We start from the raw sequence: 24,367 nt of genomic DNA on the forward strand, positions 1-24,367 counted from the left end.
CAGAATCGGGTGGGCGCGCTTAGGTGGAAGGAAGACCACGCTGCGTACACCTCGGGGAGGACTCGACGATGGACGGGCAGACGGCCGCCGGGATGCGGTACTGGACGCACGGGCACGGCCGGCGCGACACCTTCCTGCTGGTGCACGGCTGGTGCTGTGACCACGACTTCATGACCCCGCTGGCCCGGCACCTGGTCGACCGGGAGGCCCGGGCGATCACCGTCGACATGCCCGGCCACGGGGCCAGCCCGCCCCCCGCCGACGGCTACGGCGTGACCGCGATGGCGGACCGTCTGCGGGCCTTCGCCCACGCCCTGGACCTGCACCGGGTCTTCGTGATCGGGCACAGCCTGGGCGGCGTCTGGTCGCTGGTGGCCGCCGCCGGCGACCGGACCCGGTTCACCGGGTCGGGGCTGCTCGACTCCGCGGTGGCCGGGCCGCCCGGCGCCGCCGCCGCGATCGGCCAGGTGGCGGCCTCGCTGCGGGACGACACCTCGGGCGCGGTCCGGGAGTCGATCATCCGGTCCTACTTCCCGCCCTACTCCGACCCGCGCCTGGTGGAGCGGGTGGTGGCGGCCACGGCCCGACCCTCCACCGAGGTGGCGTACGCGCCGATCGCCGGGCTGGCCGACTGGATCGCCGCCGACGGGGACGGGACCGCCCTGCGCCGCTGGGACCGCCCGCTGCTCTTCGTGGGCAGCAACGCCCCGTTCGCCGACTACGCCCGGCTGGCCGAACTCGCCCCGCAGGCGTTCATCGGGCAGACCGTGGGCTCCGGACACTTCGTGCAGCTCCAGGTGCCGACCCAGGTGGACGCGATGCTCGACCGCTACCGGGAGGTCACCGGCTGACCCGTGACCGGGCGGCGGTCCGCCGGCCCGCGCCTAGAGGGTGTCCAGCGAGGCGCGGCGACGGGACTCCGCCTCGAACACCGTCAGCAGCCCGGCCGCCAGCACGGCGTAGCCGATCCCGACGGCCAGCTCGACGCCGATCGCCGGCAGGACGTCGGCCAGCGTGGCCCCGCCGGCCAGCCGCCGGGCCGCGTCGGCGGCATGGGTGACCGGCAGCACCGCGCCGACCGCGCGCACCCCGGCCGGCAGGTCGCCGGCCGGCACGTTCACCCCGGTGAACAGCAGCAGCAGCGCCACCGCCACGTTCGAGATCAGGAAGACGTCCCGGAAGCGCAGCCCCAACGCCCCCAGGGTCAGCCCGAAGAAGCCGCAGGCCAGCGACGCCGTGGCCAGGGCCAGCAGCAGGCCGGGCAGCGCGGTGGGCGCGATCCGCAGGTCGAGCAGGAGCGCGGCCACGGTGAGCGTGCTCACCGCGATCAGCAGACCGTTGCCGGCGTACGGCAGCACCCGGCCGAGGAAGATCGCGGTGCGGCTGCGCGGCGAGAGCAGCACGTGCCCGAGGGTGCCGAAGCGCCGCTCGTTGGCCACCGCCATGGTGCCGCCGAAGACGCAGGCCAGCGAGGCGGTGAGCACCGCGTTGCCGACGACGTAGAACCGGTCGTCGGCGACCCCGAACTCCCGCCCCAGGTAGGCGAAGAAGAAGAGCTGGAACAGCGGACCCACCAGCAGCGTGCCCACGAAGATCGACGGGGTGGTCCAGTTGAACAGGGCCCGGTAGGCGATCACCCCGCCGACGCCGACCAGCCGGAACAGCGCACTCACCGGGAACCTCCGTCGACCGGTCGGGGCAGGGCGGTCACCGGTGCCCCCTCAGGCCAGGGCCAGGGTCGCGGCGACCCGGGCCCGGTGCTCGACGTACGTCATCAACACCCAGCCGGCGGCCAGGCAGGCCAGGCTGATCGCCAGGCAGACGCCCAGCGCCGGCCAGACCGGGCCGCCGGCCGCGGCCTCGTGCACCGCGCGGGCGCCCCAGGTGGTCGGGAGCACCGCGGCGACCGGCCCGGTCCAGCCGGGCAGCGCGGTGACCGGCACGAGCATCCCGGACACCAGCCAGATCGGGTACTCCAGCATGTTCGCCAGCGCGTTGGCGTGCCGCAGCAGCACGAAGCTGGACGCCAGCAGCAGCCCGAACATGCCCAGCCCGGCGACGCAGCCGGCCACGGCGACCGGGAAGGCCACCGGATGGGCGAAGTCGAGCGGGATGCCGTAGAGCAGCCGGCCCCAGGCCAGCGTGGCGAGCATCGCGTACGTGCCGGTGATGCCGGTGGCGAGGGTGACCGGCAGCAGCACCAGCGCCGGCGACCGGGGCGCCAACATGATCATTTCCAGGGTGCCCTGCCAGCGCTGGTTCTGGATCGCCCCACCGGAGCCGAACAGCACCGTCGACCAGACCCCCATCAGGCCCGCGCCCACCGCCGCCTCCAGCAACCGGTCCGGCGCACCGCCGGCCCGGAACAGGTAGACCGCCAGGGTCGCCTGCACCACCGGGACGACCAGCGCGACGGCGATCTCGAACGGGGACCGGCTGAACTGCTTGACGTGCAGCAGCGCGCCGACCGCGATCATCCGCACGGTGTTCACGCCGGCACCCGCCCGTCCAGCGTCGCCGGCCCCGCAGCCCGGTTGACGATCGCCACGTAGGCGTCCTCCAGGGTGGGCTGCCGGGAGGTCACCCGGCCCAGCCGTACCCCGTCCAGCTCCCGCAGCACGGCGGCCTGCACGTCCACCCCCGCGTCGGACTGCACCCCGAGCAGCTGCGCCGCCCCGTGCACCGCCAGGCTCACCTCGCGGACGCCGGGCCTGGCCCGGATGGCGGCCACCTGTCCGTCGGTCACCCCGTACGCCTCCACCTCCAGCACCCGCCGGCCGTCGGCGTGGTGACGCAGCTCGGCGGGGGTGCCCAGGGCCTGGATCCGGCCGCCCGCGAGCACCGCGATCCGGCCGCACAGCTCGTCGGCCTCGGCCATGTAGTGCGTGGTCAGCAGCACGGTGGTGCCGGTGGCGGCCAGGTCGGCGACGGTCTGCCGCAGCTCGCGGGCGGCCACCGGGTCGACCCCGATCGACGGTTCGTCGAGGAAGAGCACCCGGGGCCGGTGCAGCAGCCCCCGGGCGATGTGCAGCCGCTGGCGCATCCCCCGGGAGTAGCCCTCGACCCGGTCGTCCTCCCGGCCGGTCAGCCGGACCAGCTCGAACAGCTCGGCGATCCGCCGCTTCTGCTCCCGGCCCGGGACGCCGTACAGCTCGGCGAAGTAACGCAGGTTGTCCCGGGCGGAGAGCCGGTCGTAGAGACCCCGGTCGCCGCCGAAGACGTACCCGATCCGGCGGCGCACCTCACGGGTCTGCCGGACCACGTCGAAGCCGCAGATCCGGGCCTCGCCTTCGGTCGGGACGAGCAGGGTGTTGAGCAGCTTGATGGTGGTGGTCTTGCCGGCGCCGTTCGGGCCGAGCAGGCCGAACAGCTCACCGTGGCCCACCGCGAGGTCGACCCCGGCGACGGCGTGCACCTCCCGGCGCCGGGGCCGTAACCAACCGGTCCGGCTGCGGTAGCGGCGACACAGCCCCACCGCCTCGATCGCGTGCTCACCCATGGCCGCGAATCTATGGGTCGGCGGGGCCGGCCGCACCCCCGTTACTCGGCGGCGGTGGCCCGCACCGGTCGAGTATCCTTGCCGGTACAGGCGACGACCCGGCCATCACCGGTGAGCCTCCGGAAGAAACGGTGGCGACACCCGAGTAGAACCGGACGGGGCGGCCCGTCACAGCCGGCCAACGAGCGGGCGGTCGATCCTGACCGTCAAGCGGGGTGGTACCGCGGGCCCGGCCCGGGGCGTCGACGACGGCGTACCTGACCAGGCTCGTCCTCGCAGACCACGACTGAGTGAGCTGCCAGAGGAGAGCGACCCCCGATGGGCTATCCGCTGCACGACCCGACCGCCGCCGGCGTCCCGGCGAGCCCGGACCTGCCCGCGGTCGAACGCCGTGTCCTGGAGCACTGGACCGCCGACCGCACCTTCGAGGCCTCGGTGGCGGCCCGGCCGGCCGGCGACGACGGCAAGAACGAGTACGTCTTCTACGACGGTCCGCCGTTCGCCAACGGCCTGCCGCACTACGGCCACCTGTTCACCGGGTACGTCAAGGACGTGGTGCCGCGCTACCAGACCATGCGCGGCCGGCACGTCGAGCGGCGCTTCGGCTGGGACTGCCACGGCCTGCCCGCCGAGGTGGTGGCCGAGAAGCAGCTCGGCATCACCAGCAAGGCGGAGATCCTCGACCTCGGGGTGGCCCGGTTCAACGACGCGTGCCGCTCGTCGGTGCTGGAGTTCACCCAGGACTGGGAGCGGTACGTCACCCGGCAGGCCCGCTGGGTCGACTTCACCAACGACTACAAGACCCTCGACCTGGACTACATGGAAAGCGTCATGTGGGCCTTCAAGACCCTGCACGACAAGGGTCTGGTCTACGAGGGCTTCCGGGTGCTGGCGTACTGCTGGCGGTGCGAGACGCCGCTGTCGAACACCGAGACCCGGATGGACGACGTCTACCGCGACCGGCACGACCCGACGCTGACCGTGTGGTTCGAGCTGACCCCGGACGAGCGGGCACCGGAGCTGGTCCGTGGGCCGGTGAGGCTGGGCGTCTGGACCACCACGCCGTGGACCCTGCCGTCCAACCTCGCGCTCGCCGTCGGCCCGGACATCCGGTACGCGGTGCTGGAGCGCGACGGCCAGCGGTACGTGGTCGGGGAGTCCCGGCTCGGGGCGTACGCCAAGGAGCTGGAGGGGTACGAGCAGGTCGGCTGGGTGACCGGCAAGGCCCTGGTCGGACGCCGTTACACCCCGCTCTACGACTTCCTCGTCGAGCAGGCCGGCCCGAACGCCTACCAGGTGCTCGGCGCGGAGTTCGTCACCACCGAGGACGGCACCGGGATCGTGCACCTCGCCCCGGCGTTCGGCGAGGACGACCAGAACGTCTGCAACGCCGCCGGCATCCCCACCATCGTCACCGTGGACGACCACACCCGGTTCACCGCGCTGGTCCCGCCATACCAGGGCGAGCAGGTCTTCGACGTCAACAAGCCGGTGATCCGGGAGCTCAAGGAGCGGGGGGTGGTGCTGCGGCAGGACACCTACACCCACTCCTACCCGCACTGCTGGCGCTGCGACACCCCGCTGGTCTACAAGGCGGTGTCGTCGTGGTTCGTCGCGGTGACGCAGTTCCGGGACCGGATGGTCGAGCTGAACCAGCAGATCGACTGGACCCCCGGCCACATCAAGGACGGCTCGTTCGGCAAGTGGCTGGCCAACGCCCGGGACTGGTCGATCAGCCGCAACCGGTTCTGGGGCTCGCCGATCCCGGCCTGGAAGTCCGACGACCCGAACTACCCCCGGCTGGACGTCTACGGCTCGCTGGCCGAGATCGAACGGGACTTCGGCGTCCGCCTGACCGACCTGCACCGGCCGGCCGTCGACGACCTGACCCGCCCCAACCCGGACGACCCGACCGGGAAGTCGGTGATGCGTCGGGTGCCGGAGGTGCTGGACTGCTGGTTCGAGTCCGGGTCGATGCCGTTCGCCCAGGTGCACTACCCGTTCGAGAACGCCGACTGGTTCGAGCACCACTACCCGGGCGACTTCATCGTCGAGTACATCGGGCAGACCCGGGGCTGGTTCTACACCATGCACGTGCTGGCCACCGCGCTGTTCGACAGGCCGGCGTTCCGCAACTGCCTCAGCCACGGCATCCTGCTCGGCTCCGACGGGCGCAAGATGTCCAAGAGCCTGCGCAACTACCCGGACGTCTACCACGTCTTCGACGCGTACGGCTCGGACGCGATGCGCTGGATGCTGATGTCCTCGCCGGTGCTGCGCGGCGGCGACATGGCGGTGACCGAGCCGGCGATCCGCGACGCCGTACGCCAGGTGCTGCTGCCGCTGTGGAACGTCTGGTACTTCTTCTCGCTCTATGCCAACGCCGACGGGCACACCGCCCGGCGGCGGGTGGACAGCACGCACCTGCTCGACCGGTACGTGCTGGCCAAGACCCGCGAGCTGGTGGAGACGGCCGGCACGCAGATGGACGCGTACGACATCTCCGGGGCGTGCGCCACCGTCCGGTCCTACCTCGACGCGCTGACCAACTGGTACGTGCGCCGCTCGCGGGACCGGTTCTGGTCGGGTGACGCCGACGCGTTCGACACCCTGTGGACGGTGCTGGAGACGCTCTGCCGGGTGGTGGCGCCACTGGCCCCGCTGACCGCCGAGGAGATCTGGCGCGGGCTGACCGGCGGACGGTCGGTGCACCTGACCGACTGGCCGTCGGCGCAGGATCTGCCCGCCGACCACGACCTGGTCGCGGCGATGGACGCCACCCGGGACGTCTGCTCGGCGGCGCTGTCGCTGCGCAAGGCCAAGGGGCTGCGGGTCCGGTTGCCGCTGCCGAGGCTGACCGTGGCCTCGCCGGTCGCCGACCAGCTGCGGCCCTTCGCCGACCTGGTCGCCGACGAGGTCAACGTGAAGGCGGTGGAGTTCTCCGGGCAGGTCGCCGACTACTGCCAGCAGGTGCTGACGGTGGTGCCCCGGGCGCTCGGCCCCCGGGTCGGCAAGCAGGTGCAGCAGGTGATCAGGGCGGTCAAGGCGGGGGAGTGGGAGCTGCGCGACGGCGCTCCCGTCGCCGCCGGGGTCACCCTCGCCGAGGGCGAGTACGAGCTGCGGCTGGTCGCCGCCGACGCCGAGCACTCCGCGCCGCTGCCCGGTGGTGAGGGCGTGGTGGTGCTCGACACCGGGGTCACCCCGGAGCTGGCCGCCGAGGGGCTGGCCCGGGACGTGGTCCGGGTCGTGCAGCAGGCCCGCCGGGACGCCGACCTGGACATCTCGGACCGGATCGTGCTGGCGGTGTCGGCCTCCGGGGACGTCCGGGCGGCGGTGTCGGCGTACACCGGGTTCGTCGCCCGGGAGGTGCTCGCGGACACGGTGGACTTCGTCGACGACCTGACCGGCTTCACCGGCGAGGTCGGCGACGGCGAGCCGGTGACGGTGCGCGTCCGACCGGTCTGAACGGTGCGGGGAGGACCCCGGGCCCGCGCTGCCCTGGCGTGCCCGGGGTCCTCGCCGATATCCGGAATCCAGTGGGCGGACGCGCCCACACCCGTTGGGTCGCGCGGGCGTGCGTCCGCTACCGTGACACCGCCTGTCACCGTACGACCGTCGGAGGACCCGTGCCGCTGCTCTACACCATCGGCAAACTCACCGTGGGCCCCACGATGCGGCTGGCCTTCCGCCCGGTCGTGGAGGGTCTGGAGCACGTCCCGGCGAGCGGCGGCGCGATCTTCGCGGGCAACCATCTCTCCGTCGCCGACGAGCTGCTGCTCGCCACCGTCGTCCCCCGGCACCTCGCCTTCTGGGCCAAGTCGGAGTACTTCACCGGCACCGGTCCGAAGGGCACCCTGTCCCGGGTCGTGCTCACCGGCCTGGGTGCCATCCCGGTCGAGCGGTCCGGTGGGCGGGCCGCGCTGTCGGCGTTCGACGCCGCCATCCCGGCACTGCGCGCCGGTGACCTGGTCGCCGTCTATCCTGAGGGAACCCGCTCGCCCGACGGGCGGCTCTACCGGGGACGGACCGGCACCGCCCGGTTGGCGGTGGCGGCCGGCGTGCCGGTGATCCCGGTGGGGGTGACCGGCACCGACAAGGCCCAGCCGATCGGCACCCGGATCCCCCGCCCCGGCCGGGGCAAGATCGTCATCCGGTTCGGCAAGCCGCTCGACTTCACCGGCCGCTCCGACGACCGCACCTCGCTGCGGGAGATGACCGACGAGATGATGGCCGAGATCCAGAAGCTCACCGGTCAGGAGTACGTCCCCCGGTACGCCCCCCGCCGGGTCGAGCCGACCGCGGGCGGGACGCCGGCCTGACCGGCGCACCACCCGTCGCGCCGACGGGTGGTGCCGACGCCGCGGTCAGCCCTGCTTCGGGGTGACGATCTGGGCGCGCATCCTGGCGAGCAACCGGGCGCTGTCGTCCACCGAGAGCCGGGTGAAGACCCCGGTCGCGCTGCTGCCGTGGTCGACCGAGGTGCAGACCACCACGTCGGTGCCGTCCGAGGACCCGGTCGCGCAGCGGTCGTACCGGCCCCGGACACCGCTGTCCACCGGCTGTGGCGTGCCGAGCCGGAAGGTGTCGGTCAGTCGCACCATGGCGTCGTCCGCGTCGGACTCCGGCCTGAGCCGGAAGCCGGTGTCACCGAAGACGATCACCCGTTTGCCGTCGGACGTGCCGTAGACCCCGGCGTAGACATCCTCGGCCAGCAGGTTCGCCTTGCGGACCTCGGTCTTGAGCTTCTCGACCTCGGGGCCCGAGTCCGCCCGCAGGGTCAGGTCGGCCACCTGGGCGGGCAGCGCGGCGTCGGCCGGGTACTGCTGCCAGGCCGGCCTGCCGAACCAGGCGGGGCAGCCGCAGCAGCAGGCCAGGGTGAGCAGCAGCACCCACGGCCAGCGCCGACGCTTGCGACGGACGTACCCCTTGGGGGGCCTGCCGGGGTTCGGCGGTGGCGGGGCGACGGGCTCCGGACGGCCCCGACGCTGCTTCGGTTGCCGGGGCGGCGCCGCCGGCCGGGCCTGCGGCGGTGGTGCCGGCCGGGCCTGCGGGGGCGGTGGGAGGGCCGGGCGGGCCGCCGGGGGCGGTGCCGGGTGGGCCTGTGGTGGTGGGGACACCGGCCGCGCGGTGGGCACCGGCGCGATCGGGTACGGCCGGGTCGGCGAGGGTGTCGCCGGAGCAGGTGACACCGCCGGTGGGTACGGCGGGGTCGGGGTGTGCTGGTGGGCCGGGGCCGGGTCGGCGGCGGACGGGTAGGGGCGGGTCGGCGGTGACGCCGGGTGGGGCGTCGGCGGCGGCAGCAGGGCCAGCTCGGGGTGGTGCAGGTCCCAGCCGCCGGTGTCCGCCCCCGCCCACGGATCCACCGGGGTGCGGTGTTCGGGCAGCTCCGGCGACGGGGGAGGCGGTGGCGGGGGCGGCGGTGCCGGGGTGAACTCGACCGACTCACCCCACCCCGGGCGGCGCGGTGGTGGTGCGGGCACAGCGGCAGAGCCGCTCCACCGGGGGACGACCGGCTCCTCCAGCGTCCGGTCGGGCCGCTGCTCCAGGCGGGTGGCGTCGGGGCGGGGTTCGATCCGGGTGGCGTCGGGGCGCTGCTCGATCCGGGTGGCGTCGGGGCGCTGTGCCGGACGGATCGGGTCGGGCTGAGCGGGTGTCGGCGGCTCGGGTGGTGCGCCCCGGCCGGGAACAGCGGCCGATCCCCGGGCCGGGGTGACCGGACCGGGTGCGACCCCGCGCACCGGACCGACCGGCTCCGGCGGGTGGCTCGGCACGACCGGCTCGGCCGGGACGACCGGTGTGACTGGATCGGCCGGTGTGACTGGCTCGGCCGACTCCGGCGGGTGGCTCGGCACGACCGGATCGGCCGGCTCCGGCGGGCCGGCTGGTGCTGATCGGTGGGATGGTTCAGGAGAGCCGGCCTGCCCGTCACTGCTGGTTTGTGCCGGGACGTCGCTGTTTGTCTGCCCCGGGTCGGGGTTGCCGGCCGGCTCCGGTGGGCGGGGCGGCTCAGCGGAGCCGGTCTGTTCCGGCGGGCTGGTGGGCTCGGTAGGGCTGGCCTGTTCCGGCGGGATGGTGGGCTCCGGCTTCGTGGCGGGCTCCGGCGCGGGGGCGGGCCGGACCGGGGTGGCCGAGTCGACGCCGGTGCCGGCACCGGCGGTGTCGCCCGACGGGTGCGCGGGGCCGCCCGGGTTCACCGGAGCGGGCGGTTCGTCCGGCCCAGCGGGGTCGCCTGATGGCGGTACCGGGAGGTCGTCCGGGGCGGTGGGGTCGCCGGGTGGCGGTACCGGGAGGTCGGGCGGCCCGGTGGTGACCACCGGATCCTGCTGCCGACCCGGGACCGGGTCACCCCCGTCGGCCGGCCGGTCTGCTCCCGGCTGCGGCTCCGGCATCGCGGCAATCTCCTCTCGCACCGGTTGCGAGGTTAGTACCGGGGCGCCACCTCGACCAATCGGCGGTCCCGCGCCCGCCCACCCCCGGCCCCGGAAAGTCCCGAACGCACCCCCGGCCCCGCAGCCACCTGACTCTTGCGGGCCACCCGAGCAACACATGATCGTCTACGCGTGGCCGACCCGACACGCCGGACGTTGTGTTGCTGGGGCGTAGGTGATCATGAGTACGCCCGTGCCGCGCCCGAGGGGAGAAGGAGAGAGCGGGGGAGGGGGTGGGGGAGGCGGGCGGTGCGACGAGCCGTCCGATGGTGGACGCGTACCCTTGGGCTCCATGAGTGTTCCGTCCACCACGCCGCGCCCGGCCGCGGCCATGACCGATGACGCGGTGGGTCTGTCGCCGCACCACGACTCGGAGCTGTCGGTCTGGCCCCGGCTGGAGGAGCTGCTGCCCCAGGTGACCAAGCCCATCCAGTACGTCGGTGGCGAGCTGGGCGCGGTGGTCAAGGACTGGGATGCGGCGACCGTACGGTGGGCGCTGATGTACCCCGACGCGTACGAGGTGGGCCTGCCCAACCAGGGCGTGCAGATCCTCTACGAGGTGCTCAACGAGCTGCCCGACGTGCTGGCCGAGCGGACGTACGCGGTCTGGCCGGACCTGGAAGCGCTGATGCGTGCCCACGGGGTGCCGCAGTTCACCGTCGACGCGCACCGTTCGGTGCGCCGCTTCGACGTGTTCGGGGTCTCGTTCTCCACCGAGCTGGGCTACACCAACCTGCTCACCGCGATCGACCTCGCCGGCATCCCGATGCGCGCCGCCGACCGTACCGACGCCGACCCGGTGATCGTGGCCGGGGGGCACGCCGCGTTCAACCCGGAGCCGATCGCCGACTTCATCGACGCCGCCGTGCTCGGCGACGGCGAGGAGGCGGTCCTGGAGATCACCACGATCGTCCGGGAGTGGAAGGCGGAGGGCTGTCCTGGTGGCCGGGACGAGCTGCTGCTGCGGCTGGCCCGCACCGAGAGCGTCTACGTGCCGCGCTTCTACGACGTGGACTACCTGCCCGACGGCCGGATCCAGCGGGTCGTGCCGAACCGCCCGGACGTGCCGTTCCGGGTGCACAAGCGCACCACCATGGACCTGGACGCCTGGCCGTACCCGAAGAAGCCGCTGGTGCCGCTGGCCGAGACGGTGCACGAGCGGTACGCGGTGGAGATCTTCCGGGGCTGCACCCGGGGCTGCCGGTTCTGCCAGGCCGGCATGATCACCCGGCCGGTCCGGGAGCGGTCGATCACCACCGTGGGGCAGATGGTCCAGCAGGGCCTGGAGTTCTCCGGCTTCCACGAGGTGGGTCTGCTGTCGCTGTCGTCGGCCGACCACTCCGAGATCGGCGACATGTGCTCCGGCCTGGCCGAGCAGTACACCGGCACCAACGTCTCGCTGTCGCTGCCGTCGACCCGGGTGGACGCGTTCAACATCGAGCTGGCGCAGGAGCTGTCCCGCAACGGCCGGCGGACCGGGCTGACCTTCGCCCCGGAGGGCGGGTCGGAGCGGATCCGCAAGGTCATCAACAAGATGGTGTCGAAGGAAGACCTGATCCGCACGGTGGTCACCGCGTACACCAACGGCTGGCGGCAGGTGAAGCTGTACTTCATGTGCGGGCTGCCCACCGAGACCGACGCCGACGTCCTCGAGATCGCCGACATGGCGCACGAGGTGATCCGGGCCGGTCGGGCGGCCACCGGCTCCAAGGACATCCGCTGCACCGTCTCGATCGGCGGGTTCGTGCCGAAGCCGCACACCCCGTTCCAGTGGGCGTCGATGTCCCCGCCGGAGGTCATCGACCACCGGCTCAAGCTGCTCAAGCAGGCGATCAACGCGGACCGCTCGCTCGGCCGGGCGATCGGCTACCGCTACCACGACGGCGAGCCGTCGCTGATCGAGGGCCTGCTCAGCCGGGGGGACCGCCGGGTCGGCGCGGTGATCCACGAGGTGTGGCGCGACGGGGGCCGGTTCGACGGGTGGAGCGAGCACTTCTCCTACCGGCGCTGGGTGGACGCCGCCGCGAGGGTGCTCCCGGGTTTCGGCGTGGACCTGGACTGGTACACCACCCGCGAGCGCGACGAGCTGGAGGTGCTGCCCTGGGACCACCTCGACTCGGGCCTGGACAAGGACTGGCTCTGGCAGGACTGGCAGGACTCGATGAGCGAGTACGAGCAGGACGACTGCCGGTGGACCCCGTGCTTCGACTGCGGCGTCTGCCCGTCGATGGACACCGAGATCCAGATCGGCCCCACCGGCCGCAAGCTCCTGCCGCTCACCCCGGTCACCGCGTTGAAGGTGCCCACCGGCGCCCAGCAGTGACCGTCGCCGGGGCGGGTCGGCGTGCCGCCCGCCCCGCGGCGACGATCATGGGGCTATCGTCACCGGCAGCCGGGCCGCGGGGACGCTCGGCCGGTTCGAGACCGAGGAGTACGACGATCAGCAGGAAACCACAGCCGGAGGGCGGGCAGGCGCCGGTCGTCCAGCGTGTCCGGATCCGGTACGCCAAGCGCGGGCCGTTGCGGTTCACCTCCCACCGGGACTTCGCCCGTGCCTTCGAGCGCGCCCTGCGCCGGGCCGCCGTGCCGGTGGCCTTCTCCCAGGGCTTCACCCCGCACCCGAAGATCTCCTACGCCAGTGCCGCCCCCACCGGGGTCGCCAGCGAGGCGGAGTACCTGGAGGTCGGCCTCCAGGCGGTGGTCGACCCGGAGCAGCTACGGCTCGCCCTCGACGCGGCCCTGTCGCCCGGCCTCGACGTGCTGGAGGTGGTGGTCGCCGCCGGGGGGAGTCTGGCCGAGCGGATCGAGGCGTCGTCCTGGCGGATCGAGCTGCCCGGGGTCGACCCGGCGGAGGCGGGACGGGCGGTTTCCGCCTTCCTGTCCGCCGAGGAGGTGCAGGTCGAGCGGATGACCAAGCAGGGCCGACGGACGTTCGACGCGCGGGCGGCGGTGGCGTACATCGATGTGCTGCCTCCGGTGGAGACGCCTTCCGGGGCGACGGACTCGTCGTGTGCGATACTCGAACTGGTCGTACGGCAGGTCACCCCGTCCGTACGACCCGATGACGTCCTTTCCGGCCTCCGCGTGGTGGCCGCCCTGGAGCCGCCGGTCTCCCCGAGGGTGATCCGGCTGGCGCAGGGCACGTTGACCGCGCAGGGTGCGATCGTGGATCCGTTGGAAGCGGACCGCGACGGGGCAGCCATCGGAGAACGCTGACCGTCGGTCAGGGTTCTGGCAGGCAGACTTCGGCGGTCGCGCACGTCGCGCGCCCGGCGGAAACACTTTGCGGCGATCCTGCGTGGCAGCGCTCACCCGCGCCCGGGGCCGCCAGAACTGGAGAACGTCCATGCTCGAGAACGAGCCCGAGGGCGGCGAACGGACCGGTTCCCAGCCGGCCGGCGACACCGCCGACACCACCATCGACGGCGGTCCGGGTGCGGGCGGCGCACCGCCGGCCGCCACGTCGCCCGGCGAGGGTGCCGCGGCACCTGCCGAGGAGGCCCCGGCGGCACCGACCCGGCGGCGGACCACCCGCCGACGGGTCGCGCCACTGAGTCAGCCGGAGCTGACCGGGGCGCCCGCCGAGGCCTCCGACAGCGCCGCCTCGGCGACCGACGAGTCGCAGCAGGCCGAGGTGATCGTCCCGGTCGCCGGTGAACTCGACGCCGCGCCGAAGACCACCCGGCGTCGCCGCAAGGCCACCCCGGCGAAGGCGGTCGAGGAGCCGGTCGTCGCCGACGGGGTGGAGGAGGGCGCCGCCGACCTGGTGGCACCGGTCAAGGCGACCCGTACCCGGCGTAAGAAGGCCGCCCCGCCGGCGGCGACCGAGCCGCCCGTCGAGGTGCCGACCGCGTCGCTCCCGCCGGCCGAGGTGCCGACCGCGTCGCTCCCACCGGCCGAGGTGCCGACCGGCCGGGTCACCGGCAGCCGCCGGGCCACCCGCCGGGTGTCGACCGCCGAGGTTCCCGCCGCGCCGGGGCCGTCCGCCGCAGCGGAGGAGCCGGCCGTGGAGGCGGCGGCCCCGACCGAGCCGACCGTCGTCGACCAGGCGGTGGAGGAGCCCGTCGAGGAGGCCGACCAGCCGACCGGGGAGGTGCCGCCCGGTGTCGCCGTGCCGGCCGCCGACGAGCCGGTGGAGCCGGCCGAGCCGCAGCCGCGGACCCGGCGGCGACGGGCCGCGATCGCCGCGCCGACGGTGCTCTTCATGGCCCCGCAGCCGGAGGAGCTGCCCACCTTCCGGGTGGTCGAGCCCGGCCCGGTCGTCGAGGAGCCCGTCGAGGAGCCCGTCGAGACCGGGCGGCGGCGTCGCCGTGCCCGCCGTGAGGCCGAGCCGGCCGAGGTCGTCGAGGTCGTCGAGGAGGAGCCGACCGGCGAGGCCGAGGAGGGCGTCGACGACGAGAGCGAGGACGAGGACGACGAGTCGGCCGCCGCGCGTCGCCGTCGTCGCCGGGGTCGCCGGGGCCGGGGCCGGGGCAAGGGCGGCGCGGACGACACCGACGAGGACGAGACCGAGGAGCCGGCCGCGGCCGAGGCCGAGGGCGACGACTCCGAGGACGAGGGTGAGGGCGAGGGCGACGGGTTGACCCGTCGTCGGCGGCGGCGTCGCCGTCGGGGCGCCGGGGACGCCGAGGGCAGCGCCGACGACGGCGTGCCCACGGTGGTGAAGATCCGGGAACCCCGCAAGGCCGTCGACGAGGTGCAGGGCGTCTCCGGCTCGACCCGGCTGGAGGCCAAGCGCCAGCGTCGCCGGGACGGTCGGGAGCAGCGCCGGACCCGCCCGCCGATCCTGAGCGAGTCGGAGTTCCTGGCCCGCCGGGAGGCGGTCGACCGGGTGATGGCGGTCCGCCAGCGCGGCGACCGCACCCAGATCGCCGTCCTGGAGGACGGCGTCCTGGTCGAGCACTACGTCACCCGCAACTCCTCCGGCACCATGGCCGGCAACGTCTACCTGGGGAAGGTACAGAACGTCCTGCCCAGCATGGAGGCGGCCTTCGTCGACGTCGGGCGGGGACGCAACGCCGTCCTGTACGCCGGTGAGGTCAACTGGGACACCAGCGGCCTGGAGGGGCGGTCCCGCTCGATCGAGCAGGCGCTGCGCTCCGGCGACTCGGTGCTGGTCCAGGTCACCAAGGACCCGATCGGGCACAAGGGCGCCCGGTTGACCAGCCACGTGGCGCTCTCCGGCCGGCACCTGGTCTACGTGCCCAACGGCAACGCCTCCGGGATCAGCCGCAAGCTGCCCGACACCGAGCGCAAGCGGCTGCGTGACGTGCTCAAGAAGCTGGTCCCCGACGGCGCGGGCGTGATCGTCCGGACCGCCGCCGAGGGGGCCAGCGAGGACGAGCTGGCCCGGGACGTCAAGCGCCTGCAGGCCCAGTGGGAGGACATCCAGGCCAAGGCGACCGCCGGCGGTGCCCCGGTGCTGCTGTACGAGGAGCCCGACCTGGTGATCCGGGTGGTCCGGGACCTGTTCAACGAGGACTTCCGCGAGTTGGTGATCGAGGGCGAGCAGTCGTACGGCATGGTCGAGTCGTACCTGTCGCACGTCTCGCCGGACCTGGTCGACCGGGTGCGCCGGTACGTCGGCACCGCCGACGTGTTCACCGAGTACCGGATCGACGAGCAGATCATCAAGGGGCTGGACCGCAAGGTCTTCCTGCCCTCCGGTGGCTCGCTGGTGATCGACCGTACCGAGGCGATGACCGTCATCGACGTCAACACCGGCAAGTACACCGGCTCCGGCGGCAACCTGGAGGAGACGGTCACCCGCAACAACCTGGAGGCGGCCGAGGAGATCGTCCGTCAGCTCCGGCTGCGCGACATCGGCGGCATCGTGGTGATCGACTTCATCGACATGGTGTTGGAGTCCAACCGTGAGCTGGTGCTGCGCCGGCTCACCGAGTGCCTGGGCCGGGACCGGACCAAGCACCAGGTGACCGAGATCACCTCGCTCGGCCTGGTGCAGATGACCCGCAAGCGGATCGGCGCCGGCCTGCTGGAGGCGTTCAGCGAGCCCTGCGAGTGCTGCAAGGGCCGTGGCCTGGTCATCCACACCGAGCCGGTGCCGGAGAAGCCGCGTGCCGCGACCGGCGCGGGCGAGCGGGTCAAGGCGGTCGCCTCGACGGTGACCACCCCGGCGGCCGAGCCGGCGGCCAGCGCGTCGTCGCGGCGGCGGGCCCGCAAGGCGGCCACGGCGGAGCGGGCGGCGGTCGAGACGACCGACCCCACCGACGTCGCGGTCACCGCACCGGCGGCCGACGCCGGCTACGACGACACCATGGGCTACGACCTGTCCCGGTACGAGACGCCGACGTCGCCCGCCCCGGCGGTGGCCGACGCTCCGGCCGGCGAGTCGGCCCGGCTCGCCGGGGCGGACGACCCGGACGCGGTCGGCGAGCACGACGGGGACGACGACGGTGGGGAGGGCGGCACCGGCCGGCGGCGCTCCCGCCGGGGTGGCGCCCGCCGCCGGACCCGTCCGTGACGGGCTGACCCCACCACGTGCCACCGGACCCCTCCCACCGCGTACCGCGGCGGGTGGGAGGGGTCCTGCCGTGCGGGTGACCGGCGATACGATCGCCGCACCCCCGGCTAGGAGAAGAACATGCGCCGCCTGCCCGTCGCCCTCGTGCTGACCACCGCCCTGCTGGCCGGTGCCGGCTGTTCGGCCGACCGGAGCGACGGGTCGGCCCCGGCCGACCGGCCGACCGGCACGGTGGCCCCTGCCAGCGTGGTCCCGTCCGCGGTGGTGAGCGGTTCACCGGCGGGTGGCAACGGACCGCAGGTGTGCGGCGTCGCCGAGGCCGCCTCGACCACCGCCGTCCGCACCTACGTCGAGGAACTCGGCAGGATGATCGCGGCGGTCGGCGCGAACGACAGCACGGCGGCGGACGCCGCCCGGAAGCGGGCCGAGGCGGCGTTGACCACCTGGCGGACGGTGTTGCGGCAGCAGTCCGGCCTGGCCACCGATCCCCAGCTGAAGACCCTGCTGACCGAGCTGGCCACCGAGCTCGGTCGGCTCGGCACCGACGTCGACTCGATCGACGAGACCGAGCTGGACCGGCTCCAGCAGCGGCTGGACCAGCTCTGCGCCCGCTGACGGCGGTCCGGGTCCGCCCGACCGGCGGGCGGCGTCCGCCGGGAGGTCCCGTCGGCCGGGGGAGGTGGCCCGGTCCACCGGGGGTCGGTTTGGGCGGCGGGTGGGGGATGGCGTACTCTTTCCTGCGGCACACTCTGGTGTGCCGAGTTCCCGCGTGCCCGCGCTGCCGGTGTCACAGCTACCCGGCAAGTTGCTATGGGAACGACCGCCAGCAGCCTCAACGACAGGGAGTCCGCCTCCGATGTACGCGATCGTCAAGACCGGCGGCAAGCAGTACAAGGTCGCCGAGGGCGACGTGATCGAGGTCGAGAAGCTCACCGGTGCCCCCGGTGACGCGGTGAAGCTCACCGCGGTGCTCCTCGTCGACGGTGACGACCTGGTGACCGATGCGGCGAAGCTCGCCAAGGTCGCGGTGTCCGGCGAGATCGCCGCGCACACCAAGGGCCCGAAGATCCGGATCCACAAGTTCAAGAACAAGACCGGCTACCACAAGCGCCAGGGTCACCGCCAGCCGTTGACCCAGGTCAAGGTGACCGGCATCTCCAGCGGGAAGTAGGTCGTCCTCCAATGGCTCACAAAAAGGGTGCGTCCAGCTCGCGTAACGGCCGTGACTCCGCGGCCCAGCGACTCGGCGTGAAGCGCTTCGGTGGTCAGGTCGTCGGCGCGGGTGAGATCATCATCCGGCAGCGTGGCACCAAGTTCCACCCCGGCGACCTGGTCGGCCGCGGCGGCGACGACACGCTGTTCGCGCTGGCCGCCGGTGCGGTCCAGTTCGGCACCAAGCGGGGTCGTAAGACCGTCAGCATCGTGCCGCAGTAGCTCGACAGCGAAGCGGGCCGCGGACCTGGAGGTCCCGGCCCGCTTCGCCGTTTCCCGCGCGGGGTGTTCCCGCCGGCGGGTGCTCCTGCCCCGCCGGGTGACCCCGGGTGGGGTGTTTTCAGGTGCGGAGCGTGACTCCGCTGGAAGGATTGGCGTCGTGACGACGTTCGTTGACCGGGTCGTCCTGCACATGCAGGCCGGCGACGGCGGGCACGGCTGTGTCTCCATCCACCGGGAGAAGTTCAAGCCCTTCGGCGGCCCGGACGGGGGCGACGGCGGGCACGGCGGCAGTGTCTCCCTGGTGGTCGACCCGCAGGTGACCACGCTGCTGGACTTCCACTTCCGCCCGCACCTGAAGGCCGAGAACGGCAAGGGCGGCGCCGGCTCGAACCGGGACGGCGCGAACGGCCACGACCTGCTGATCAAGGTGCCCAACGGCACCGTCGTGCAGACCCTCGACGGCACGGTGCTGGCCGATCTGGTCGGCGCGGGCACCACCTTCGAGGCGGCCCGGGGTGGGCGTGGTGGCCGGGGGAACGCCTCACTGGCCAACTCCCGGCGCAAGGCGCCCGGCTTCGCCGAACTGGGGGAGCCCGGCGACCAGCTGGACGTGGTGCTGGAGCTCAAGAGCGTCGCCGACGTCGGCCTGGTGGGCTTCCCGTCGGCCGGGAAGTCGTCGCTGATCTCGGTGATCTCCGCCGCCAAGCCGAAGATCGCCGACTACCCGTTCACCACGCTGGTGCCCAACCTGGGCGTGGTCCGGGTGGACAACCACACCTTCACCGTCGCCGACGTGCCGGGTCTGATCCCGGGGGCGGCCACCGGCAAGGGGCTGGGCCTGGAGTTCCTCCGCCACGTCGAGCGGTGCGCGGTGCTGGTGCACGTGGTCGACACGGCGACCCTGGAGCCGGGCCGGGATCCGCTGGCCGACATCGACACCATCGAGGCCGAGCTGGCCGAGTACGGCGGGCTGGCCGACCGGCCCCGGCTGGTGGCGCTGAACAAGGTCGACGTGCCGGACGGCCAGGACCTCGCCGACATCGTCCGCCCCGATCTCGAAGCACGTGGTTTCCGGGTGTTCGACGTCTCGGCGGCCACCCGGGTGGGGCTCAAGGAGCTGACGTACGCGATGGCGGAGCTGGTCGACGAGTCCCGCCGGGCCGCGCCGCCGGCCGAGCCGACCCGGATCGTGATCCGTCCCAAGGCGGTCGACGACGCCGGCTTCACCATCGAGGCGGCGGCGGACGGGTCGTTCACCGTGCGGGGCTCCCGGCCCGAGCGGTGGGTCCGGCAGACGAACTTCGACAACGACGAGGCGGTCGGCTTCCTCGCCGACCGGCTGGCCCGGCTCGGCGTGGAGGAGAAGCTGGCCAAGGCCGGCGCACACCCCGGCGACCTGGTCCGCATCGGTGAGCGGGAGTTCGACTGGCAACCGACCCTGTACGCCGGGGTCGACTTCATCCCCGGCAACCGGGGCACCGACGTCCGGCTGGAGGAGAAGTCGTCGCGCCCGGCGGCGGCCGAGCGGCTGGCCGCCCGCAAGGCCCGCCGGCAGCGCCCCGAGGACGAGTTGGTGGGTGCCGACGGCGACGACGTCCTGGGCGCCGACGGCGACGCCCCGGACGAGGGATAGCCCCTTACCGGTCGGGTCCGGGTCGTTTCCTGGAAACCTTCGCGAAACGGACCCGACCTATCGTGGGCTGATGCTGATCGAGCCCCGTCCCGCCACCGATCCGGAGGTCGACACGCTGGTCGCTGCCCAGCAGAGGGAGCTGCGCGCGGCCGACGGCGGGCTGGACGGTCAGGCCACGGTGGTCCACGACGGCATCCGCTATCTGGTGGTGGTGGACGGCGGCCGGGTGGTCGCCTGCGGCGGCCTCCAGTGGATCGACGCGGACACCGGCGAGGTGAAGCGGATGTACGTCCGCCCGGCGTACCGGGGGCGGGGGCTCGCCCGGCAGTTGCTCAGCGCGCTGGAGGACCTGGCCTTCCACCGGGGTCACTCGGTGCTCTGCCTGGAGACGGGCACCTACCTGCCGGCGGCGATCGGCCTCTACACCTCCTGCGGCTACCAGCCGATCCCGGTCTACGGTGAGTACGTCGGCAACCCGTACAGCGTCTGCTTCGCCAAGCGGCTGCCGGTGGCGGCCTGAGCCGTCGCCGGACACCGCGCCCTGCCCGGTGCGGGTCAGCCGGTCCGCTGGACGCCGGTGAGCACCAGGCCGCTGGGCGGCATCGTCGGCACCCGGGTCAGGTCCAGGTGCAGGTCCTGCGGCGGCACCTGGTAGTCCATCGCCCCGGTCAGCACCCCCACCGCCTGCTTCATCAGCTCGATCGTGATCCACTCCCCGGCGCAGCGGTGCCCGCCCAGGTGGTACCCGCCGCCCTGCGGCACGAAGCCGTACGGATCGTCGCGCCAGCCGGCGAACCGCTCCGGGCGGAACCGCTCCGGTTCGGGCCAGAGCTGTGGGTGGTGGTTGGTGCCGTACAGGTCGAGCAGCACCCGGCGGCCCGCCGGGAAGTGGTGGCCCTGCCAGTCGAAGGAGTGCCGGACCCGGGCCGTGGCGACCGGGAAGAACGGGTAGTAGCGGCGTACCTCCTGGACGAACCACTCGGTCGGCTCGTCACCGGCGCGGACCCGTTCCTGCCACTCCGGATGCTCGTGCAGGGCCAGGGCGGCGAAGACCACGTACCGGTCGACGGCCACGGTGGGCCGTAGCACGTTGATCAGTTCCACCGCGGCGATCCGGCGGGGGAGCAGCCGACCCTCGGTGTCCCGGTGTTCGGCGATCACCGCGAGCGCGCTGTCCGCCGGTGCGGTCAGGGTGCCCGTCCGGACCCGTTCCACCAGGTCACCGGCCCAACGCTCGGCCCGGCGGCGGGCGAACACGCCACGCCAGTGCCGCAGCCCCAGCGCGGCCGGTCCGTCGATCATGGCGTGCATCTGCGCGGTACGTCGGGCCACCTCGCCGCGGGGCAGCGGCACCCCGGCCCAGGCGCAGACGGCCCGCATGATGATCGGGCCGACCTCGTCGCGCAGCACCAGCGGCCCGGAGCCGGCCCAGCCGGCCAGCCGGGTGCGCCATTCGTCGGCGAAGAGCCGGCCGAGCCGCTGCACGGCCGAGGGCGTCATGATCGACATGAACATGGCCTTGCGGTCGGCGTGGCCCGGGCCGTCCAGCCCCTGCACGCCGCCCTCCCCGGTCAGCGTCCGCTGTCCCCGCTTCGGCGCCGCTCCAGCCCGCCGGAACCGTTCGACGTCGTAGAAGAGCTCCACCGCGGGCCGTCCGCGCAGGCAGATCGTCGGTTCCAGCATCAGCCGGGCGGTGAAGACGTCGCTGCCGTAGCGCTCGCACCGGGTGCTGATGAACCGGTAGCCCTCGCGCAGGAACGCCAGCGTGCTCTCCGGGCTGCGGTCGGCCGGGGTGGTGGTGGCCATCTGGCTCTCCTGACGGGCGCGACGGTGGGCGGACCCGGCCGACGGGTCGGCCGTGGGTGGTCTACCCGGGTATGGGGGGATAATTCCCGCCTGACACCCCGGATCGGGAACCCCCGGCCTGTCTGTCCCCCCGGCCCGTCTGTCCCCGGCCCGTCTGTCCCCCGGCCCGCCTTTGCGCCGGCCCCCGGGCGGAGGTGGTTGTCGCCCTGCCCGGGGGCCGGCGTCCGGCGCTCAGTCCAGGTCGAACTCGCCGTCCTGGGCGCCCGCGACGAACGCGTCCCACTCGGCCTGGGTGAAGACCAGCACCGGACCGTCCGGCTCGGCCGAGTTGCGCATCCCGATCAGGTCGTCCACGAAAGCCACCTCGACCGCGCTGTCGGAGGTGTCACCCTCGGCTCGCTGCCAGACCGCCCGGGACAGGTCGAAGTCGCCCTTGGGGTGCTGACCCATTGTTGATCCTCCATTGCCACGCGTATCGGGGAGCCCGGCCGGCTCCCCGTCGGGCAGGATAAGCGGATGCCGAGCCTGACCCGTGTAGAGGCGACCGCGCGTCGCGCGCTGATCGATGTCGCGTCCTATCAGGTGGACCTGGAGCTGACCGACGGCGACGACGGCTTCCGTTCCACGACCACCATCCGGTTCCGGGCCACCACCGGCGCCGCGACCTTCGTCGAGGTCCGGCCCGCCCTGCTGGAGGGGGTACGGCTCAACGACCGGGAACTGGACCCGGGGGCGCTCGTCGACGGCCGGTTCCCGCTCACCGGCCTGGCGGCGGAGAACACCCTCACGGTCACCGGCCGGATGGCGTACTCCCACACCGGCGAGGGGATGCACCGCTTCGTCGACCCGGCCGACGGGGAGACGTACCTCTACGCGATGTCCTTCCTGGACGAGGCGCCGAGCATCTTCGCCTGCTTCGACCAGCCCGACCTCAAGGCCCCGGTGACCCTGGCGGTGACCGCACCGCCACACTGGACGGTCGCCGGCAACGGCCCGCTCGCCGGCAACCCGGCCCCCGGCCGCTGGGAGTTCGCCCCCACCCCGCCGCTGGCCAGCTACCTCGTCTCGCTGATCGCCGGCCCCTGGCACGTCCGGCGGGACAGCCACGACGGCGTCCCGCTCGGCGTCTACTGCCGGCGGTCGCTGGCCGCGCACCTCGACGCCGACCTGGACGAGATCCTCACCGTCACCCGGCAGTGCCTGGACCGCTTCCACCAGCTCTTCGCCGAGCGGTACCCGTTCACCAAGTACGACCAGGCGTTCGTGCCGGAACTCAACGCCGGCGCGATGGAGAACCCGGGCCTGGTCACCATCCGCGACGACGCCGTCTTCCGCTCGGCGGTCACCGACACCCAGCGGGAGCAGCGGGCCACCACGATCGCCCACGAGATGGCCCACATGTGGTTCGGTGACCTGGTCACCATGCGGTGGTGGGACGACCTGTGGTTGAACGAGTCCTTCGCCGAGTACCTGGGCACCCGGGTCGCCGCCGAGGCGACCCGGTTCGACCGGGCCTGGACGACCTTCGCGATCCGCCGCAAGGCCTGGGGGTACGCCGCCGACCAGCGCCCGTCCACCCACCCGGTCGCCCCCGAGGAGGTCGCCGACGCGGCCCAGGCCCTGCTCAACTTCGACGGCATCTCGTACGCCAAGGGCGCCAGCGTGCTCCGCCAGCTCGTCGCCTGGCTCGGCGACGACGCCTTCCTGGCCGGGCTCAACCGGCACTTCGCCGCCCACCGCTTCGGCAACGCCACCCTGGCCGACCTGCTCGCCAACCTCGGCGCCGCCAGCGGGCGGGACCTCACCGGCTGGGCCGACCGCTGGCTGCGCCGACCACAGGTCAACACGCTGCGGACGGAGACCTCGGTGGACGCCGACGGCCGGTGGACCTCGGTGGCGGTGGTGCAGACCGCGCCGGAGGGGCACCCGGTGCTGCGCCCGCACCGGATCGCCGTGGGCCGGTACACCCCCGAGGGCGCGGTCGAGCGGATCGAGGTCGATCTCGATCCGGACGCCGACCGGGGCCGTACCGTGCTGCCCGAGCTGACCGGCCGGTCAGCTCGCGGGCTGCTGCTGCCCAACGACGGCGACCTCACCTTCGCCAAGATCCGGCTCGACCCGGCGTCGACGGACGCGGTCGCCACCGTGCTGCCCGGACTCGCCGACCCGCTGGCCCGCGCCCTGCTCTGGGAGGAGTCGCTGGACGCCGCGACCGACGGCGACCGGCCGGTGTCGTCGGTGGTGTCGCTGGTCACGGTGGCCCTGCCCACCGAGACCGAGGTCACCATCGCCGAGAGCGTGCTGGCCCGCAGCCGGAGCCTGATCGACCGTTACCTCGACCCGGCGGCCCGGGACGCGGCGCTGCTGCGGACCGCCGGGGCCTGCGCCGCCCTGCTCGCCACCGCCCCGGCCGGCGGCTCGCTGCAACTGGCCGCGGCCCGGGGGCTGCTCGCCGCCACCGCCGACGCCGACCTGCTGGCCGGCTGGCTCGTCGGTCGGGACGTGCCCGCCGGGCTGGCCGTCGACGCCGAGCTGCGCTGGTCGCTGCTGCGGCGGCTGGTGGTGCTGGGCGCGGCCGGCGAGGCCGAGATCGCCGCCGAGGCGTCCGCCGACCGCAGCGCCACCGGTGCCGAGCGGGCGACGCTGTGCCGGGCGGCCCGGCCCGAGCTGGCCGCGAAGGACGCCGCCTGGGAGATCATCACCCGGGACACCAGCCGGTCCAACCGGCTCGTCGAGGCGGCGGCGGAGGGGTTCTGGCAGCCGGAGCAGGCCGAGCTGACCGCCAGCTACGTCGACCGGTACTTCACCGAGATGCCGGCGGCGGCCCGGCGGCGTACGGCGTGGGTGGCCGAACAGGTCGCCCGGCTGGCCTTCCCCCGCTACGCCGTGGCGCAACCCACCCTGGACTCGGCCGCGACCCTGCTCACCCGGGACGACCTCACCCCCGGGTTGCGCCGGGCCGTCACCGACGCCGCCGACGACCTGCGCCGCGCGCTGGCCGCCCGGACGGAGCTGGCCGCCGCTGCCGCCGCCTGACCGGCGGGCGTCCCGGGTCGGCGGTACGGCCGCCCCGGCCCGGGCGC

At 73.6% G+C, this 24,367-nt stretch carries 18 protein-coding genes; 12 read left to right on the forward strand and 6 right to left on the reverse strand.

Going from position 1 to position 24,367, the window contains the following annotated elements; genetic code table 11:
• Positions 1 to 68 precede the first annotated feature (68 nt).
• On the forward strand, positions 69 to 851 hold the full coding sequence (locus GA0070623_RS24835) for an alpha/beta fold hydrolase (RefSeq protein WP_067314276.1): 783 nt from the start codon (positions 69 to 71) through the stop codon (positions 849 to 851).
• 33 nt (positions 852 to 884) lie between these two features.
• Here GA0070623_RS24835 and GA0070623_RS24840 read toward each other — a convergent pair whose 3' ends face one another.
• The 3 genes from GA0070623_RS24840 to GA0070623_RS24850 are packed head-to-tail and all read right to left on the reverse strand — an operon-like array spanning position 885 to position 3,499.
• Positions 885 to 1,673 carry an ABC transporter permease gene (locus tag GA0070623_RS24840; protein ID WP_067314275.1) on the reverse strand — a complete coding sequence of 263 codons (789 nt, stop codon included), beginning with the start codon at positions 1,671 to 1,673 and terminating at the stop codon, positions 885 to 887.
• Positions 1,674 to 1,721: 48 nt separating this feature from the next.
• Entirely contained in the window at positions 1,722 to 2,492 is a 771-nt protein-coding gene (locus GA0070623_RS24845; protein ID WP_231932539.1) for an ABC transporter permease, read from the reverse strand.
• Positions 2,489 to 3,499, reverse strand: a complete 1,011-nt coding sequence (locus tag GA0070623_RS24850) for an ABC transporter ATP-binding protein (RefSeq protein ID WP_067314272.1) — start codon at positions 3,497 to 3,499, stop codon at positions 2,489 to 2,491. Before GA0070623_RS24850 ends, GA0070623_RS24845 begins: the two co-directional genes overlap by 4 nt.
• 318 nt (positions 3,500 to 3,817) lie before the next feature.
• Between GA0070623_RS24850 and ileS the strand changes: the two genes are divergently transcribed.
• Both ileS and GA0070623_RS24860 read left to right on the forward strand, forming a co-directional pair.
• Positions 3,818 to 6,964 carry an isoleucine--tRNA ligase gene (gene ileS, locus GA0070623_RS24855; protein WP_067314270.1) on the forward strand — a complete coding sequence of 1,049 codons (3,147 nt, stop codon included), beginning with the start codon at positions 3,818 to 3,820 and terminating at the stop codon, positions 6,962 to 6,964.
• Positions 6,965 to 7,125: 161 nt separating this feature from the next.
• Complete coding sequence (locus tag GA0070623_RS24860; protein ID WP_067314267.1) at positions 7,126 to 7,818, forward strand: lysophospholipid acyltransferase family protein; 693 nt, start codon at positions 7,126 to 7,128, stop codon at positions 7,816 to 7,818.
• A gap of 45 nt (positions 7,819 to 7,863) precedes the next feature.
• Here the strand turns inward: GA0070623_RS24860 and GA0070623_RS31160 are convergent, their stop codons facing one another.
• Positions 7,864 to 9,237 (reverse strand): hypothetical protein, encoded by a 1,374-nt coding sequence (locus GA0070623_RS31160; protein ID WP_231932882.1) that lies wholly within the window; start codon positions 9,235 to 9,237, stop codon positions 7,864 to 7,866.
• Positions 9,238 to 10,219: 982 nt separating this feature from the next.
• Between GA0070623_RS31160 and GA0070623_RS24870 the strand changes: the two genes are divergently transcribed.
• The 8 genes from GA0070623_RS24870 to GA0070623_RS24905 all read left to right on the forward strand — a co-directional run bounded on the left by GA0070623_RS24870 (position 10,220) and on the right by GA0070623_RS24905 (position 19,998).
• Positions 10,220 to 12,250, forward strand: coding sequence for a TIGR03960 family B12-binding radical SAM protein (locus tag GA0070623_RS24870; RefSeq protein WP_084261479.1), 2,031 nt, complete (start codon positions 10,220 to 10,222; stop codon positions 12,248 to 12,250).
• A 197-nt stretch (positions 12,251 to 12,447) separates the two neighbouring features.
• A complete protein-coding gene (locus GA0070623_RS24875) occupies positions 12,448 to 13,143 on the forward strand; it encodes a TIGR03936 family radical SAM-associated protein (protein WP_231932540.1) in 696 nt (231 codons plus the stop codon).
• A gap of 130 nt (positions 13,144 to 13,273) precedes the next feature.
• A complete protein-coding gene (locus GA0070623_RS24880; protein WP_067312471.1) occupies positions 13,274 to 16,411 on the forward strand; it encodes an Rne/Rng family ribonuclease in 3,138 nt (1,045 codons plus the stop codon).
• 120 nt (positions 16,412 to 16,531) lie between these two features.
• Positions 16,532 to 17,026: a hypothetical protein gene (locus tag GA0070623_RS24885; protein WP_067312474.1), complete on the forward strand. Its 495-nt coding sequence runs from the start codon at positions 16,532 to 16,534 to the stop codon at positions 17,024 to 17,026.
• Positions 17,027 to 17,267: 241 nt separating this feature from the next.
• Positions 17,268 to 17,582, forward strand: a complete 315-nt coding sequence (rplU, locus tag GA0070623_RS24890; RefSeq protein ID WP_067312477.1) for a 50S ribosomal protein L21 — start codon at positions 17,268 to 17,270, stop codon at positions 17,580 to 17,582.
• Positions 17,583 to 17,593: 11 nt separating this feature from the next.
• The gene (rpmA, locus tag GA0070623_RS24895) at positions 17,594 to 17,845 is read left to right on the forward strand and encodes a 50S ribosomal protein L27 (RefSeq protein WP_067312480.1); all 252 of its coding nucleotides are present in this window, start codon (positions 17,594 to 17,596) and stop codon (positions 17,843 to 17,845) included.
• 157 nt (positions 17,846 to 18,002) lie between these two features.
• The gene (gene obgE, locus GA0070623_RS24900; RefSeq protein ID WP_067312483.1) at positions 18,003 to 19,478 is read left to right on the forward strand and encodes a GTPase ObgE; all 1,476 of its coding nucleotides are present in this window, start codon (positions 18,003 to 18,005) and stop codon (positions 19,476 to 19,478) included.
• Positions 19,479 to 19,548: 70 nt separating this feature from the next.
• Complete coding sequence (locus GA0070623_RS24905; protein ID WP_067312486.1) at positions 19,549 to 19,998, forward strand: GNAT family N-acetyltransferase; 450 nt, start codon at positions 19,549 to 19,551, stop codon at positions 19,996 to 19,998.
• Between the two features lie 35 nt (positions 19,999 to 20,033).
• Here GA0070623_RS24905 and GA0070623_RS24910 read toward each other — a convergent pair whose 3' ends face one another.
• Positions 20,034 to 21,284: a cytochrome P450 gene (locus tag GA0070623_RS24910; RefSeq protein WP_067312489.1), complete on the reverse strand. Its 1,251-nt coding sequence runs from the start codon at positions 21,282 to 21,284 to the stop codon at positions 20,034 to 20,036.
• Between the two features lie 231 nt (positions 21,285 to 21,515).
• Positions 21,516 to 21,734, reverse strand: a complete 219-nt coding sequence (locus GA0070623_RS24915; RefSeq protein WP_067312494.1) for a DUF397 domain-containing protein — start codon at positions 21,732 to 21,734, stop codon at positions 21,516 to 21,518.
• Positions 21,735 to 21,800: 66 nt separating this feature from the next.
• Between GA0070623_RS24915 and pepN the strand changes: the two genes are divergently transcribed.
• Positions 21,801 to 24,320, forward strand: a complete 2,520-nt coding sequence (pepN, locus tag GA0070623_RS24920; protein WP_067312496.1) for an aminopeptidase N — start codon at positions 21,801 to 21,803, stop codon at positions 24,318 to 24,320.
• Positions 24,321 to 24,367 lie beyond the last annotated feature (47 nt).

Origin of the sequence: Micromonospora rifamycinica, from assembly GCF_900090265.1 — a bacterium.
Taxonomy (GTDB): domain Bacteria; phylum Actinomycetota; class Actinomycetes; order Mycobacteriales; family Micromonosporaceae; genus Micromonospora; species Micromonospora rifamycinica.

Coding starts and splice junctions, on each gene's coding strand:
- GA0070623_RS24870 (WP_084261479.1), top strand. CDS start 10,220: ATGAGTGTTCCGTCCACCACGCCGCGCCCGGCCGCGGCCATGACCGAT.
- GA0070623_RS24905 (WP_067312486.1), top strand. CDS start 19,549: ATGCTGATCGAGCCCCGTCCCGCCACCGATCCGGAGGTCGACACGCTG.
- pepN (WP_067312496.1), top strand. CDS start 21,801: ATGCCGAGCCTGACCCGTGTAGAGGCGACCGCGCGTCGCGCGCTGATC.
- rplU (WP_067312477.1), top strand. CDS start 17,268: ATGTACGCGATCGTCAAGACCGGCGGCAAGCAGTACAAGGTCGCCGAG.
- GA0070623_RS24835 (WP_067314276.1), top strand. CDS start 69: ATGGACGGGCAGACGGCCGCCGGGATGCGGTACTGGACGCACGGGCAC.
- GA0070623_RS24915 (WP_067312494.1), bottom strand. CDS start 21,734: ATGGGTCAGCACCCCAAGGGCGACTTCGACCTGTCCCGGGCGGTCTGG.
- GA0070623_RS24850 (WP_067314272.1), bottom strand. CDS start 3,499: ATGGGTGAGCACGCGATCGAGGCGGTGGGGCTGTGTCGCCGCTACCGC.
- GA0070623_RS24880 (WP_067312471.1), top strand. CDS start 13,274: ATGCTCGAGAACGAGCCCGAGGGCGGCGAACGGACCGGTTCCCAGCCG.
- GA0070623_RS24885 (WP_067312474.1), top strand. CDS start 16,532: ATGCGCCGCCTGCCCGTCGCCCTCGTGCTGACCACCGCCCTGCTGGCC.
- rpmA (WP_067312480.1), top strand. CDS start 17,594: ATGGCTCACAAAAAGGGTGCGTCCAGCTCGCGTAACGGCCGTGACTCC.
- ileS (WP_067314270.1), top strand. CDS start 3,818: ATGGGCTATCCGCTGCACGACCCGACCGCCGCCGGCGTCCCGGCGAGC.
- GA0070623_RS24910 (WP_067312489.1), bottom strand. CDS start 21,284: ATGGCCACCACCACCCCGGCCGACCGCAGCCCGGAGAGCACGCTGGCG.